Source organism: Mucilaginibacter sp. (assembly GCF_039207105.1).
Classification (GTDB): domain Bacteria; phylum Bacteroidota; class Bacteroidia; order Sphingobacteriales; family Sphingobacteriaceae; genus Mucilaginibacter.
In genome coordinates, this window is the sequence record NZ_JBCECK010000033.1 from 14,322 (window position 1) to 30,329 (window position 16,008).

Genomic DNA, 16,008 nt, shown 5'->3' on the forward strand with positions numbered 1-16,008 from the left:
TTTAGTTTAATTTCCTGATGTTGTTTTCTGATTGTATTGTGCCATAAGCAGTTGAATGCTATGCAGCGTTTGATTTTGTTTTGCCTGATCTTCCGCATTTACTTCGCGCAGGTAGTCATTGGCATTGATCACCCCGTTTGCTAACTGAGCCAAAGAGGTGGTTTTGATTTTTCCACGTAAAGCGATGATCGCATCGTCGGTTTTCACTAAGGCTTCGTGTTTGTTTTGTTCTGAAGCTTCCTGTTTAAGTTGCAGGTTAGTATTTAGCAAAAAGGTGTCTTTTTGATAATCAACCGATTTCTTATTCATCGCCAGGATAGCTTTTTCTTTTCTGCTTGTGTAGTAACCTGACACCGACCAACTGAGCTTTATACCACTCACGTAATAACCACGAAAACTATTTTGCAACATATCTAAACCCGGTCTGCCGTAGCCACCTTCAAAGAACAGCCCCAGCTTTGGCAAATTTTTAGCTGTGATACTTTTCGATTGAACATCAAACAATGTTTTCTGGGCATCATAATAAGCCAGTTCCGGCCGGCCAATTGTTGGTAAAACAGTTACTGACGCAGGTTTCTCCAGCTTTGTAAACTCATCTAATGGCTGGTTAATAAATAGGCTAAGCATTTGAATGTATGCCAGGCGTGTAGTTTTCAGTTCAATACTATGTTGATCGTCTTTTAAGAGTTCGGCTTTCAGAACGTCGGCATTTGATTTTAAAGCAGTGCCATTTGCAATCAACGCATTGGTTTTGTCAAGCCCTAATTGAACATCTCTTTTTACAGTATCTACCTGGGCTATTTCTTCGTTCGCGATAAGGATACCGAAAAACAACTGATTGATGCGGCTTTTTAACTGGTACAGGTCAACCTCCAATTGTTGTTTGTCAATTTCAGACTGGGCAGCTATTGCTTGTTTCTGTAGCTTGATAACACCACCATCGTATACCAGCTGATTTATGGAGGTGTACCCTTTGTACTGATCTTTTGCTAAACCCGGGATATCGACATTCGGCAGCTTGAAAGGTATCTGGGTTATATCTGATTGATAAGTAGCCTGACCATTAATGCTTACCTGAGGAAGATAACCTTTAGACGCGTTTTGAATTGAATACTGAGCGCTTTTCGTGATCAGTTCCTGCCTTTTGATCAATGGATAGTTTTGCCGCGCCAGGGTGTAGCAATCTTCTAACCGAAGTGGCTTTGGCGTTTGCGCATTTACTGCAAAAATTACAGTAAAAATGCTGAGGGTGAGGAATAAATGCTTCATTGTTTAATTATTTGTCTCTTAATTACTTGACAAAGAGACAGCTATAACATCTTTTATAAAAAAGTTATGCAACGAAGCAGAAGAATTGGACAGGGAAACGGAACCAGTATAGCCGAACTATTCGGAAGTTAAACACGTTTGCGTGTTTTAAAACCCACATCAGGAGATGATAGGAGGCCGGCGGGCCGGTTAACATAGTATATAAGAAAGCGTATTACTTATCAAACCACTTTTTAAACTCAGCGGCTTTTTCTTTGCTGATGATAAGATCGTTGGTTTTAATGCCACGCATTTTTATGGTCAATTTACCAGTATCATCGCCACGATAGTTTTCTATAAACGGTAGGTGGACAAGATGCTGCCGGTTGGCACGATAAAATATTTGAGGGTTAATCAGTTCTTCTACCTCATCCAATGAGCGATAATCGGTAATGAAACGGGTGCCGTCGCGGTCAATTAAAAATATCAGTTCTTCTTTTAAAAAGAAGGCGATCCGCTCTACCGGAACCAGCGTTACCGAACGGCCCATATTTACCGCAAAACGTTCTTTGTATTGTTTACTATTATTAAAATTGACAAATAGTTCTTTTAACTCCCTCACATAACCTGCATCGCCAAATTTAGATTGCATGAGATGAAATTTTTCAAACGCGGCTTGCAATTCTTTCCTATCTACGGGTTTTAAGAGGTAATCGATACTGTTCACCTTAAAGGCACGTATAGCGTATTCATTATACGCTGTGGTGAATATAATTGGGCAATCAATTTTATATTCCGTGAAAATATCAAGGCTGATACCATCGGCAAGCTGTATATCTGAGAGGATAAGATCAGGCCTGGTATTTTCAGACAACCATTTAATTGATTGTTTTACTTCGGATAACGGGCCTAAAATTTCTGCCGAAGGCTCCAGTTGCAGCACAATCTTGATCAGGCTTTCGGCAACAAGCTTTTCATCTTCAATCACTAATATTTTCATAATAATGGCAATCTTATTTCAAATTCAGCTTCAGACTCATCTATGGCTATTGGCAACGAGGTTAAAAATGAATATAGCTCCCTTAATTGCTGCAACCCCTGTTTATTTGATGTTTCAATCTGTTTGCGCAGCTGCTTGTTATTCTTAACATGTAAGTAACTGCCATCATCCCATATCTCAATGTTCAGCGGACTATTTACCTGCAAAGAATTATGTTTTATAGCATTATCAATCAGCATTTGAAGAGTAACCATAACTATACCCTTTTCCAATGCAATGTCTGATAAGTTTATATTGATCAGCAGTAATTCCTTGTAGCGTATTTGTAATAGATAAATATAGTGCTCTATAAAGTCAACCTCGGTTTGTAAATTAACCACCTCATTCTCTTTATTCTGCAATACATAACGGTACACTTTTGATAGCTGACGTACAAATTCAGAAGCAAGTACCGGATCGGTTTGTATAAGCCCGTCCAACGATGTAAAGGTGTTAAATAAAAAGTGCGGGTTTACCTGGTTCTTTAAATTGTGATATTTCATGATCAGCTTATCCTTACCAAGTTCTGCGGCTTCTATTTGCAGCTGTGCTTTTTCGGTAATAGAGTTTTGCCAGTTCAGAAAAAAGTAAAATGCGCTGTAAGATAAATTTAGTACCACCACAAATATGAAGAAAGCTATACACATAGCTACAATAAAAGGTCGTGTAAAAACAGGCAAATGAAACGATTGAATGTAATAAACCAAAAGTATACCTAAGGGAATAATAAGCACGAGTGATATAACAATTTGAAGAATAGTTCTTTTGATCACATCTTTTAAATTTGGCAACCGGTTGATAAGTATTGCGCCGGTTTTTCTAATAATTGTCCACGACAAGGTGAACAGGCTAATCTGGAACAAAAATGCCCCGGCCTGATTTAGCAGGTCCAATTCGGGCAACGCAAATACCCTTACTACTGATGTAACAAAGGAAAATGCTATAAGTACAATATATGGGATAACCCGCCACTTTGCCATTTTACTCATTGTTTCATTCTAATTTAAGTAATCTTTCTTTACTTGTAACAAATCGATAGTACCCCTAAGTGCAAGATGTGGATAACAGGCCGTACTACGTTGTAAAAAACAACGAAGCGGAAGAAAATGACAACGAAGCGGAAGAATATTTAAAAATATAAGTTTTGAAACAGCTATTAATCAAGAAACTCGAATCCAATAAGATCGAGCTTTTTTTGTGCCGCATTTTTAATAGAATTAGTCAGTTACTTTTTAAGTGTAGTTACCTTGGGGTGGTCTAACTCAGGGTTTGTTTTGGCAATCACTGCTTCTAAGTAAGTTCTATTATTATCGCCCCATCGGTTCATCGCATCGATAATTGGCATAAGTGTTAGCCCAAGCGGCGTCAATGAATATTCTACTTTCGGCGGCAATTGATGATAGATCTTTTTATTGATAATGCCGTGTTCCTCCAACTCCTTTAACTGAAGGTTCAGTACGCGTTTGGTCGCGTCCGGCATTGCCCTTTGCAGGTCACTGGGACGCCTGATGTTTTCATAGATCGCAAAGATGAGATTGGCTTTCCATTTACCGTTCAGTATCTCTTTGGTTAAATGCAATCCACAATCTACGGGTAAAGGTAACTTACGTTCGTACATGGCTTTTTAATATACAAATATAGCTTTAACTACCGTAAACAGCTTAGGGGAAAAATTTATCCCTATATGAAGAATTTTACCCTTGTTGATGGCGCCTTGATCACATCCGATCTTTGTTGTCAAAAAAATAAAGAATGGATCAAGATAACAAAGAGCCTCTTTTGGAAAGCTTTCAATTGGGGGATCTAACATTAAAGAATCGTATTGTAATGGCTTCACTGACCAGGAGTCGTGCAGACAATCCTGAATCAGCACCTACTGATCTGAACGTCCTGTATTATCAACAACGTGCATCGGCCGGCCTAATCCTGACGGAGAGTACCTGGGTAAGCAAAAATGCGATCGGTTTTATCAATCTGCCTGGTATTTACAGTGAAGCACAAGTTGCCGGCTGGAAAAAGGTGACTGAGGCCGTTCATGAAAAAGGTGGCAAGATATTTATCCAGATTGCTCATAGTGGCGCGGTATCACATCCTGATTTTTTTGATGGTGAACTGCCGCTGGGGCCATCCACGATTAACCCTCAGGAAAAAACATTCACCCCCAAAGGGTTCAAAGATACGGTTACCCCAAAAGCTTATACCGTACCCGAGATCAAAGCGACTATTGAAGAATATAAAAAAGCCGCCGCGAATGCCAAACTTGCCGGATTTGATGGGGTTGAGATCCACGCGCAAATATTTACCTTAATTCCGCAGTTCCTGCACCCGGCTACCAACCAACGCATAGATGAGTACGGCGGTACAATCCAGAACCGTGCAAGGATTATATTTGAGATCATCGATGCCGTAAAAACAGTTTATCCAGATCAGCGCATTGGTATTAAATTTACACCTGCTGCTTATAATATGGGGTTGATTAAGCCTATCGACAGTACTCTGGACACCTTCACCTATATTTTCAAGAAACTTAATGACCTCAATTTGGCCTACATACATTTAGTAGGACCGGATGTTGACCTAACCGGAACGCCATTAAACGATATCGCGACCAACTATTATGGTTATTTCAGGAAGTTATACAATGGTCGGATCATGGTGAACCGGGGTTTCAACAAACAATCGGCTAATGAAATCATTAAAAACGGAGATGCTGACCTGGTATCATTCGGAACGTACTACATCGCAAATCCAGATCTGGTAGAACGATTTGCTGCTGACATTGAACTTGCCGAGGCAGATAGTAGCACTTTTTATACTTCCGGCGAAAAAGGATATACAGATTATCCAACTGCTAATGAAGTAATAAGTAATGCCGACAATAAAGTTTAACAACTTTGAAAAGAAACAAGAAAACAAACATAAAATCCTTCAGAAAATCTGAAGGATTTTATAAATCTCACGGGATACCAATATTTCTATAACCTACTTCACAGGCGTTATCACAATGTTTCTGTAATCAATTGGGCCGTGATCTCCCTGAATAAATATCGGACCTGGTTCACCTTCTTTGCTGTCAATAGCACCGCCGGTTATACCAGGTATTTCCTGCTTGCATATCACCATAGTACCATTAGCTACAATGGTAACCAGGCGACCAACCAACGTAATATCATAGCTTTGCCATTGTCCGGCATCTTTAGCCATCATTTTATTTGGCGGCAAAAATCCATAAACAGCGCTAAATTGGTTGTTAATAGGTTCAGGCTCGCCGGTTTTGGTATCAATTATCTGTACTTCATACCTACCTCTCAAATAAACGCCGCTGTTGCTGCCTTTATCATATTTGAACTCAATGTGAAGCTTAAAGTCGGTAAATTTCTGATCGGTGATCAGATTTGCTCCGGAGTGTTTGCTACGCAAAACGCCATTTTCAACCACCCATTGGTTTTTTCCATCGGTATGCCAGCCCTTGGTATCTGTGCCGTTAAACAATTTAACGGGCTTACCCCAAACAGGTTCGGCAGTTCTGGTTAATAAAGGAGCACGCACACCTGTAAAATGATGGGTTGTACCATCTGTGTAAACCATACTACCTGTTAGTTTACCATCGTTAACCTCAAATTCAAAATCCATATTTCTGTTGCCTTTTTCCCATTGAGGAGGAATTGAAAAACGGAACTTGTTGCCATCGGGCTTAACCTCTGTAATAGGGCGGGCGCTACCAAAAGCATAGGTAAACCTGCCAATCAAGATATGGGTACCTGATTTTTGTACCTCCAGCCAAGATGGAATGGTTTTACTTCCATCTTCCATAGTGATATCCCATCGGCCAATAACCGGAAGATCGGGCTTTTGCTCGTTTTTTGCAGTTTGCGCCTCCACTGATGAAAAAAGGAATAAACATAAAATGAATTGGATACCCATTAAGCGGGGTATGCGCTGGCGGTTCAGAATTGGAAAATTTCTCATAATTCATAAATGTACAAACTAAGGTTAATAATACATCTATAATTTTCAATCTAAAGACCTGAGTACCTGTATCCCCATTTTTGGGGATATTGAAAATCGTCGCCACAACTTAATTTTAGAGAAAAATATTCAACCAAACACTTATGCTTAAAATAGATACCCTACTACTTGGAGCTGTCGCGGCCTTAACCTTATTTTCCTGTAATAGCTCAACCGCTGTTAAGCCTCAAAACAGCCCAACAATGCTTCATGATAAGGTAATAACCCTGGCAGAACAAAAACAACTCACACCCGACTCAGTTGTGGCCATGCTAAAAACCGGCAATGAAAATTTTTATAAAAATAAACTTACGCTCAGAAACGATAGCTTAAGGATCCATTTAACGGCTTCGGGCCAGTATCCTATTGCAGCTATTTTGGCATGTTCTGATTCACGGATACCTGTTGAAGAAGTATTTGATAAGGGTATTGGCGATTTGTTTGTAAATCGCATAGCCGGCAATGTAGCAGATACAGAAATTTTAGGGAGCCTGGAGTATGCGTGCAAGGTTTCGGGAGTAAAAGCTATTATGGTATTGGGGCATGAGCATTGCGGCACGGCGAAGGCTGCAATTGATAATGTAAAAGACGGCAACATGACAGCCCTGATCAGCGAGATTAGGCCAGCTGTAAATGCCGTAAATATTAAAGGCGACAATACATCCAAAAACGATTCGTTGGTACACGACGTTGTCGAAAAAAATGTGGAATTAACCATGAAAAGATCGTTGCCCAGAGTAAGCTTATTGAGCAGATGACACAAACAAAGGCGGTTAAGATTATCGGCGGTATTTACGATATCGACTCCGGAAAGATCAAATTCCTTGATCAGGTTAACTAAACAGCGATTATTATACTTGCTCAGGAACAAAATCCGCTTGTAAAATCTTTTTCCGGAAAAAGAGCGGAATCAGCAGAATAACCAAAGCAATGCAAGAGTAAAAAGTATAATACCCTATCTGATGAAAATTATGGTCGGTAATACCATTACCAAAAAGGCTTTTTAACTGGGTGCTGGAAATGATTGCTCCGATATAGCCAAAGGTTCTGAACAAGCCGAAAGAAACACCTTTTTTATTCAGAGGCGTTTCAGCATTTAGCAGAGCCTGGTTAGCGATCAGATTAATGCCATCGGCAGTACCCATAACCAAAGTAAACAGGATAAACAAATATATTGGCGTGTGCCCGGTGAGCATGAAAAGCCCGGTGCAGGCCAATAATAGGACAAATACTCCAAGCACATTTTGCAATATAAGTTTGTTGCTTTTTGAAGTTATTAATCCCACGGCTATAGCCATTAAAGAAAGCGGAAACATCAACAATCCGGTTTGTGCTGGTTTTAAATGCCTTACCCCCTCAATCCATTGTGGCATGGCGTACAGCATCAGGTATAAAACATAGTTTGTGGCAAGCGTGCGCACATACACCAGCAGCAAGGCCGGCTTTTGTGCCAATAGCTTAACATCAATAAAAGGCGAGCCTTGCCTCCACTCCCATACAATCATTAAAATTAATAAAACAATGGCTGCCCCTAACATAACCAGCGATAAATCATGCTGAAGCAAAAAGGCCAATAAAGCCAGTAAAAACATGCTGAACAAAACAACGCCTGTTACATCCAGTTTTTTATACAAACTATCTTTATTGGTGTTTTGTAATGAAGGGAAATCAGGAATTGCCCGGGATAAATAAATGGCTACAATAACCCAGGGTATATTGATAAAAAATATTCCTTTCCAACCCAGCAATTGGGTGAGCAATCCGCCAAGTACAGGCCCTAAAACCATACTCACTTGTCCCGACAGGGCAACAACACCCAATACCTTACCCGGAACCGGCATTTGCTTACTGGCATAATTCCGGTTAATAATGGCCATTGCCGATGGATACGCGGCAGAAGTACCCAAACCTAAAACAACCCTTGAAACAATAAGCCAGGAAAAACCTGGCGCTGCTATGCCAATGAGCGCCGCTATAAGCACCAAAACAAAACCCAGCATGTTCACCTTTTTGGCGCTGAACAAATCGGCAAGCCTGCCCATAAGCGGCTGCGCTATGGTTGATGTTACATACAGAGAGGTAATTAACAAAGCACCCGATCCGGCAGTTACTTTAAACGAATTGCATAAGGTGATCAGGGAGGTAGCCAGCATGGTTGAGTTTAGCGGATTCATCATGGTACCCAATACCAATGGAAGCATAAACTTATAAGAAACCCCACTCTCCTCCGCTGCAGTCGTCATATTAAGTTGTTTGAATTAATTTACCTTGATCTCAAGGTTTTGTAGTATTATAATTATTTATTTGGAATCACTCAATCTATCTATCAGCGCGATAGCACCTGTCAATTGCCTCTTTTCATCATCAGATAAGTTCTGGCTTATGGCATCTGTTAACCAATCATCACGTTCGTAACGGGTTTGTTCTACTATTTTTCTTCCCGCTTCCGTTAGCGAAACTGTGATTTTACGTTTGTCATCAACTGCGTTGGTTTTATTGATTAACCCGAGCTCATTCATATGCTTAAGCACCTCCGACATAGATTGAGCTTTTACTTTTACCAGGTCGGCCAGCTCAGATGGTGTATGGCATGTATTTTGGTACAAATACGACAGCGTAGTTATTGCGGTTATGGAAAGGCTATCAGCAGTGTGCATTTGCTTCCTGAGCCTTTTGTACATTTTTGAAGTTACCGTTCTTAATGCCGATGCCAGTTTTATATTTTCCATATCAATAATATACTAAGGTAGCCTTATTAGTTTACCTAAATAAATACAATTAAAAATATTATTCAAAGCTGACAAAGCTTTACCAACGCATTATCAGCAAAAAAGCCTCCAAACGGAGGCTTCCGGACGATGTTGTATATATAACTATAATTGATAATTTAACCCTAACTGATAATAAGCAGAAAAATCCTGTTTCAGAACAGTGATCTTATTAACCTGTTTTTGCGCAGGTAATAAATTACCTGAACCATTAGGGTTTGGAACTAATATATCATCAGTAATACCGTTATTGAACAGATTAGAAGCACTTAGCTTAATTTTAAACTTACGGCTTAATCTTTTTTCGGCAGACAGGTTAACCGTTACATTTGGCCTTTGCCAGTAATCCAGATTATACCACGGCGAAACCAGATCAATATGCTTGCCGGTATATATTAATGATACGTTTGCCAACCAATTGCCTGGAGTATTTTTGTACAACAAATTAACATTAACTAAGTGTTTGGCTTGCCCCTCCAGCGGCCCTTTCTCGGGCTTACTCACCGTAACCAGGTTGCTTGAAGGGTCGTTAGGATCTTCGCGGGTTAATAATTTTTTTATCCGTGTAATATTTGATGAGGTATAGGTATAACTACCTGTGATAACGAAATTGCGCCAATCGTAACTGTAATAAAGTTCGGCCCCATAGTTTATAGCTGTACCGGTATTTTTAAACTGTTCGGTTAACTGACCGGCTGGCGTATAATCTAATCCGTTTTGTGGTATAGGGTAAAGTTCATCATTGCCGTTTAACAACGTTTTTTCGTAAGCATCAACTATATGCTTGTAAAATAACGCGGCCTTTAATTGTGTATTTTTTGTTTGATACCAGGTATAGTTAAAATCATAGTTATCAGCCTGAGTTCGCCTTAAAAATGGATTTCCGGCAACTATGTAATCTTCGTAAGCAATGGTAGCAAAAGTGATATCGTACAAAGCGGGTCTTGAAATACCTTTAAAATAACTTGCCTTTAATTGCTGTTGATCATTAAGCGTATACTTCCAATGTAAATCGGGTAACCAATCCCTATACTTAATATTAACTATTTTTCCATAACTCACATCCGGATCAAGCGTTGAAATAAAATTTTGGTCTGTTTGCTCCATTCGCAGTCCTCCGGAAAATTCAGAGCGGCCACTTTGCAGATCGGCCATAATATAAGCCGCGTTGATACGCTCTTTAGCTGTATAGTTATTAGGATTGTTTACATTACCCAGCGGGTTCTGGGGACCATTATCATTAACCCAAACCGCGTTATTAATATTCGTAAAAGGTTCGTTAATCGTAGGCGTAAAAGTGTAGCTGTTATAAAAATTATCCCTGTTTTTACGGCGGATCAATCCCCCGCCACTTAACGTAAGCTTTTGGTTAAAGATACCGGGCTTATAATGCAGGTCGAGATATACATCAATATCTTTTTCTTTATTGCTAAACCATATCCTGTTAAGCGGTGCCAGATACAAAGGCGATTGGGTTATACTACCATCAGGAGCTACTAACCTGCCTGTATTTGCAGTCAATACAGACCAATCCGGATATCTGCCGGTAGCTTCAGAAAATACCCCGGCCCAATCTATACTTAAAGCATTAATGTTGTGATTGCCTTTTAAGTTGATGTTATTGATCTCCTGTTCATGAACACGTGAACGGTCGCTCACGTAAATCCGCCCTGTTCCGGCACCCGATCTCCCTAATATCAAACTGGTATCTACCGTGCTCCTGCTTTCAATATCTTTTTGATTCAGGTAAAAATGGCTAAGTGTAAATTTGTTGGAGTTATCAGGCTTGTAAACCAATTGCTCATTAGTACTCAACGCGACTTTATTATTGCTATAACTGTGCCTATAGAAATCAGAAAAAGCTGGAACGTTATTTAAATTCGGCTGTGTATTTAATGGGATAAAGAATCCATCGGAGCCGGTTTTAATATTCTTATAATCGGCAGCTACAATAAGTCCCAGCTTTTTATTTAAAAACTCATGGCTAAATAACAGGTTCGCGTTAACATCAGGCAGTGGCTTTTTATTATAAAAATCCAGGTTACTTTTTGAAAAATCAGCACCTGTTGCATAATAAGCAGGCCCAAAGCGTTCATAAGGCGAATGGTTTTGTACCGCGTCGCTGTTAAAGGTACGGTATTGATTATCAAAATAGTGCCCGCTGTAACCTGTACTTAAATTTATTTGAAACAATGGTTCGTCCTGTGGTTGGCGCATCACCATGTTTACTACGCCTCCAATAGCGTCGCCTTCCATATCGGCGGTTAATGATTTGTAAACCTGTACACTTTGCAACAAACCTGCCGGGAACAGATCAAGCGATATATACCTGCTTTTATCATCCGGGCTGGGTATTTTAAACCCATTGATAAGGGTGTAACTATATTTTGCTTCCATGCCCCTGATGATAGCCTTATCGGTATTGCCTGTACTGGTTCGCGTTACCGACAGTCCCTGAATATGCTGAGTAACATCAGCAGCACTGATGCTGCCGGTATTTTCTATCAGGTCGCCCGAGGCTATATCTATTGCAGGTATGGTATTTTTTTCGGTAAGCCTCGATTGCTGGTCAGACCGCGGGTTCACTTTTCCTTTAATAACAACTTCCTGTAAATTGATCTTCAGTTTTTCCAGGGAAACATTCAATTCTGTTGTTTTCTCCGTTACTGTAATATCTATAACTTGCTGTTTATAATTCTCAGCCCATACTATTATGGCAACCTTTCCAAATGGAACTTTATCCAAATAACAAATACCATCAGCGTTCGTAAATGCTGTAATTGCGCTATTGTTTACTTTAACAATGACATTGGCAACAGGCATTTGAGTAGCCTGATCAGTTACCTTAACTTTAATGCCTGATGCAAACGCGTAACCGCTGAAACTAATCAATAACAGCAATACCAAAAGCATGGCTTTTGGTATTGCTGTTGAACGATAATAATATCTTTTAGTGCTGATTACCTGTTCCATCCATTTGATATGCACCAATATCCTTACCTGGCGGCGTAATTTCTGTAGCGCCAAATACCTTATCAATTTTCACTACAGCATATGGCTTAAAATCAGTGTAGCCTTTCCCAACCGCAGGCGATGAAGATTGTAACCTGAAGTTATAATTACCCACAAAATCAAGGTTAATAAATGCTGTATTTGCAGCCATTGGCAGTGGATAGTTTACAAATTTTGGATTGTTAGCTCCCGGAACTGTCGCGTTACCACCGTTGATATCGCCGGTTTGCACCTTAGTTATAAAACCTGAAGGTAAAAACTGGGTAGTAATAGCGGTATTGTCGCCGTAGTTATAGGTATAACCATATTTAATGTTGGTTGTATCGGCAGCTGGTGTAGTACCTGAACCACCTAAAACACTTAAACCATAAGCACAGTTAACTATAAAGTTATTATAGGCTAAGCCCCTGCCACCGTTTTCAAAATCCAGTGAACCACCTTCACCAGCTTTTTGCTGACGGTAGCCACCTGTAACCATTGTGTTATTGTAGCAGGTCATGTTAGCCTGAGGCGATAAGCCACCCGCATTAGCAGATTTAAAACAGTTACCTGTACCGCCAACAGCCACGTTATAAGCTATATCGCCAACGCTGCCGCTTTTAATGTTTACACATTCGCCGGCAATGAAGCCAACTTTTTCAAAGGTGTTACGCATAATTTCATACTTGCCACCTGCAACCCTGATCATATCATCATGTGAGCCATATAACCAGCAATCTTCCAGAACAAAATTGGCATTAGGGTTTTGGAAAAACACACCATAGCTGCTTAATGTAGGGCGTGTAGGCGAATTAGCGGGAGTTAAACCGCCTACATATTCAAGGCGGGTCCATTTTAAAATAATATCACCTGATGTAGTGCTACCTTGTATACCACCCCAATAGCCTTTAAATGCAGGATCGGTGTTAGGGTCCTGAGGATCTTTAGTTGGGTCTGATTTTAGAGCCGTGTTTTGAACCGTGAAAATATTCGGGTTTTCTTTAGTACCTAAAGAAAGTAAAGTACCGTTAACCAGGATGCCCGGAGCGTGCTCCTGGGTACCGATTGCATTAGCACCACTTGCCGGGCCAACAATGTAAACTTTAACACCACTTTGTATAACCAACGTATCGCCTTTATTAATGGTAGCAGCGGCGTAATCACTGCTCAGGTAATATGTTTGTCCAGCCTTAAGTGTTCCTTTAATGGCCCTGCCGTTTGATTTGTTTTTTGAATTCAAGGTATCTCCATTCTGAATGAATGAACCGGTATGGTACTCCTGAGTAGATATTTGTATTTGCTGGTCATTAGATGATTTGCTACACGAAAACAGAAATACTGCCGGTAATGAAAGTAGCAGCAGGGATTTGAATAATTTCATAAATTGTTGTTTGTATATATTTGATCAATTGTTAAATCACAGCTATCGCTACGATCTTTTTATTATTAAAATTTTTAGCTTTAACAGTGGAAACTTAATCATCGTCATCTTTCTTTTTCTTTTCCAGGATAACGAAGGCGCTCCGTTTTGGAGCTGGCATAATAGATGATTCACCTTTTACCGATTTCCATATCACCTCATTCAAATCCAAATCAGGTATAGCGTCTTCCTTAGCAAAATTGAATTTATCTGAACGTTTACTGCTTTCATTCACAGCTATATTCCGTTGTTCAATATCAACCTGGGCTGGCTTAGCCACATATGGTGAAAAATCAGGCTTATTGGTAAAGCATTCATACATCGGCATAGCGGCCGCGTCATACTGGCTCATTGGAGGTAAGCCTAATATCAGTTCAATAGTACGTAGTACCCCGGATGTTGAATACATGTTATGAATTACCGTATTACGTTTAACATAAGGCCCGGCAATAAACACAGGCGAACGGTGTGCATCAATATGGTCTGAACCATTTTGGGCGTCATCTTCTAAAATAAATACCACTGACTCTTTCCAGATCGGGCTTTTTGACAGATGCTCAATAAAACGACCTATAGCCAGGTCATTATCACCAACCGCCGCAATAGGTGATACGGCTCCTTTTCTTTGCCCACTGGTATGATCATTTGAAATTCTGATGGTATTAAACTGAGGCACCGCGTTTTTAGTAAGCAGCGAATCAAAATCATGCGCCCATACATCTACTCTTTTTTGATCCTGAACCGCGAGGTTAAAGCCTGGCGAATGGGCGCAAAAATGCCCTTGCAAGGCTTTGATATTGGCTTTACCATTATCAACAAATTCACCATAGGTGCGATAAGTTACTCCTGCCCTGTTACAGTAATCCCAAATGTAACCATCTTTTGGGTCGCCAACTTTACGGGTTCCTTCAGAGTCATAGCTACCCCCACGACCACCATAGCTGGTTGGCCAGGTTTTCTCGATATAGTCTGTTGCATAAGCGGCCATGCTCCAGTTATGTCCATCGGCACTCACTTCGGCATCCACATAAAAATTATCAAGCAGTACAAACTCATTGGCTATGGCATGGTGGTTTGGTGTAACCTTTTTACCAAAAATACATAGCGATGTATCGCCATTACCTTCTGGCACATCACCCAAAACCTGATCGTAAGTCCTGTTCTCTTTTATAATATAAAACACATGTTTTATAGGTGATTTCTGATTCCTGTTACGCGGGATAGGATTACCTTCTTCACCCGGAGCGGTAGTCGCTATTTTATCATTAAAGGGTGTATTGGCATAAACCTGTTTGGTATACACTTTTAACTGCTCAGGTTTTGGTTCAGCAATAAATGAAAGTGTGCCTTTGAATAAGCCACCTATATATTGTTCTTTAGTATTGGTTGCTCCTTTTTGGTAACCGCTGTTATCAACTTTTTTAACAGGCATTGGCCCTTTAGGATTAGCCATCGAGGTGAATCCTTTCCCGTTAGCCACCAGAATTTTACTCCCCAGTGTTTTTACATTGGTTGGGTACCAGCCAACAGGAATAAAACCTAAACTTTGGCTGCTGCCCGGCTTGGTAACATCAAATACGGCTAAACAGTTATTATCGGCATTGGCTATATACAATGTTTTTTCATTGGCAGATAAAGCCAGTCCATTAGTAGTTGATCCGGTTAGTTTTGTAGGATAAAGCGCTGTAGAAACAACTTCAATCGTTTTACGGGTAACGGTATTGATAATAGATACCGAATTATCATTGGCATTAGCCACAAATAAAATATTACCCTTTTTGTTTAACAGTAGCTCGTTTGGATGGTTACCTGTTTTAATATGAGTTAACGCCCCCGTAGCCGTGTTATAACAAGCAACCTCTTCACCACCCCAAATGGAGATGTACAGCGTTTTTTCATCGGGCGACAAAACGCAACTATATGCTTCGGCAGTTAATTTAACTTTGTTTATGATCGACCGGTTATTCGGGTCGATGATATATAAACTACTATCCTCTTTGGTAACGGTGTATAAACGAGTGTTAGCTTTATTAACAACTATACCGGTAGGACATATTCTATTTTTAGGCCACTGATCGCCCAGTTTAATGGTATCTGCCGGGCCAAATTTATTGTTCTGGATTTGAAAAGCCAGTATCCAGTTATCATGACCACCTGATGCGTATATCTTTTTTTCATCATGGCTAAAGGCAAGGCCGTACCATGATTTGGTCAATATTTTCTCGTCAAGCTGGGTCTCGGTCTTAGGGTCAATCAATTGTAGCGACTGAGTACTTTGCCCGTTATTGGTAACCGCAAGGTATTTACCCGATGCTGATAGTTGAATATTTAAAGGCAGATCGCCCAGAGGTAAACCATGCCCTGCCGGGCTAAGTTTCCATCCATTGGGTAATAATACCTGGTTAGTTTCTCCTATTTTACCCGGCAGTTTAGTCTGCGCCTGAGCATAAAAACATCCGGATAATAAAGCCACTGCCAACAGTACCTTTTTCACAGAACAGAATTTATTTAATAGCATGATGTGTTTGAATTAT

The 16,008-nt window shown here is 40.2% G+C and carries 12 protein-coding genes; 2 read left to right on the forward strand and 10 right to left on the reverse strand.

Annotated features, from left to right (window positions below; all coding sequences use genetic code 11):
• Nucleotides 1-6: 6 nt before the first annotated feature.
• The 4 genes from AAGC65_RS09365 to AAGC65_RS09380 all read right to left on the reverse strand — a co-directional run bounded on the left by AAGC65_RS09365 (nucleotide 7) and on the right by AAGC65_RS09380 (nucleotide 3,905).
• Nucleotides 7-1,269: a TolC family protein gene (locus AAGC65_RS09365; RefSeq protein ID WP_343112177.1), complete on the reverse strand. Its 1,263-nt coding sequence runs from the start codon at nucleotides 1,267-1,269 to the stop codon at nucleotides 7-9.
• A 214-nt stretch (nucleotides 1,270-1,483) separates the two neighbouring features.
• Complete coding sequence (locus tag AAGC65_RS09370; protein ID WP_343112178.1) at nucleotides 1,484-2,248, reverse strand: LytTR family DNA-binding domain-containing protein; 765 nt, start codon at nucleotides 2,246-2,248, stop codon at nucleotides 1,484-1,486.
• On the reverse strand, nucleotides 2,245-3,276 hold the full coding sequence (locus tag AAGC65_RS09375) for a histidine kinase (protein ID WP_343112179.1): 1,032 nt from the start codon (nucleotides 3,274-3,276) through the stop codon (nucleotides 2,245-2,247). The genes AAGC65_RS09370 and AAGC65_RS09375 overlap by 4 nt, the downstream gene beginning before the upstream one ends.
• Before the next feature lie 236 nt (nucleotides 3,277-3,512).
• A complete protein-coding gene (locus AAGC65_RS09380; protein WP_343112180.1) occupies nucleotides 3,513-3,905 on the reverse strand; it encodes a helix-turn-helix domain-containing protein in 393 nt (130 codons plus the stop codon).
• A 134-nt stretch (nucleotides 3,906-4,039) separates the two neighbouring features.
• On the opposite strand from AAGC65_RS09380, the gene AAGC65_RS09385 reads away from it, so the two are divergent.
• Nucleotides 4,040-5,176, forward strand: coding sequence for an alkene reductase (locus tag AAGC65_RS09385; protein WP_343112181.1), 1,137 nt, complete (start codon nucleotides 4,040-4,042; stop codon nucleotides 5,174-5,176).
• A 93-nt stretch (nucleotides 5,177-5,269) separates the two neighbouring features.
• On the opposite strand, the gene AAGC65_RS09390 is transcribed toward AAGC65_RS09385, so the two are convergent.
• Nucleotides 5,270-6,256 carry a DUF1080 domain-containing protein gene (locus AAGC65_RS09390; protein WP_343112182.1) on the reverse strand — a complete coding sequence of 329 codons (987 nt, stop codon included), beginning with the start codon at nucleotides 6,254-6,256 and terminating at the stop codon, nucleotides 5,270-5,272.
• A gap of 143 nt (nucleotides 6,257-6,399) precedes the next feature.
• Here AAGC65_RS09390 and AAGC65_RS09395 point away from each other — a divergent pair, with 143 nt between their 5' ends.
• Nucleotides 6,400-7,053 (forward strand): carbonic anhydrase, encoded by a 654-nt coding sequence (locus AAGC65_RS09395; protein WP_343112183.1) that lies wholly within the window; start codon nucleotides 6,400-6,402, stop codon nucleotides 7,051-7,053.
• A gap of 93 nt (nucleotides 7,054-7,146) precedes the next feature.
• On the opposite strand, the gene AAGC65_RS09400 is transcribed toward AAGC65_RS09395, so the two are convergent.
• The 5 genes from AAGC65_RS09400 to AAGC65_RS09420 all read right to left on the reverse strand — a co-directional run bounded on the left by AAGC65_RS09400 (nucleotide 7,147) and on the right by AAGC65_RS09420 (nucleotide 15,968).
• Nucleotides 7,147-8,538 (reverse strand): MFS transporter, encoded by a 1,392-nt coding sequence (locus AAGC65_RS09400; protein ID WP_343112184.1) that lies wholly within the window; start codon nucleotides 8,536-8,538, stop codon nucleotides 7,147-7,149.
• Between the two features lie 57 nt (nucleotides 8,539-8,595).
• Nucleotides 8,596-9,024 carry a MarR family transcriptional regulator gene (locus tag AAGC65_RS09405; RefSeq protein ID WP_343112185.1) on the reverse strand — a complete coding sequence of 143 codons (429 nt, stop codon included), beginning with the start codon at nucleotides 9,022-9,024 and terminating at the stop codon, nucleotides 8,596-8,598.
• Between the two features lie 144 nt (nucleotides 9,025-9,168).
• On the reverse strand, nucleotides 9,169-12,090 hold the full coding sequence (locus AAGC65_RS09410) for a TonB-dependent receptor domain-containing protein (protein WP_343112186.1): 2,922 nt from the start codon (nucleotides 12,088-12,090) through the stop codon (nucleotides 9,169-9,171).
• Nucleotides 12,014-13,435 carry a hypothetical protein gene (locus AAGC65_RS09415; RefSeq protein ID WP_343112187.1) on the reverse strand — a complete coding sequence of 474 codons (1,422 nt, stop codon included), beginning with the start codon at nucleotides 13,433-13,435 and terminating at the stop codon, nucleotides 12,014-12,016. The genes AAGC65_RS09410 and AAGC65_RS09415 overlap by 77 nt, the downstream gene beginning before the upstream one ends.
• Before the next feature lie 94 nt (nucleotides 13,436-13,529).
• Nucleotides 13,530-15,968 (reverse strand): bifunctional YncE family protein/alkaline phosphatase family protein, encoded by a 2,439-nt coding sequence (locus tag AAGC65_RS09420; protein WP_343112188.1) that lies wholly within the window; start codon nucleotides 15,966-15,968, stop codon nucleotides 13,530-13,532.
• Nucleotides 15,969-16,008 lie beyond the last annotated feature (40 nt).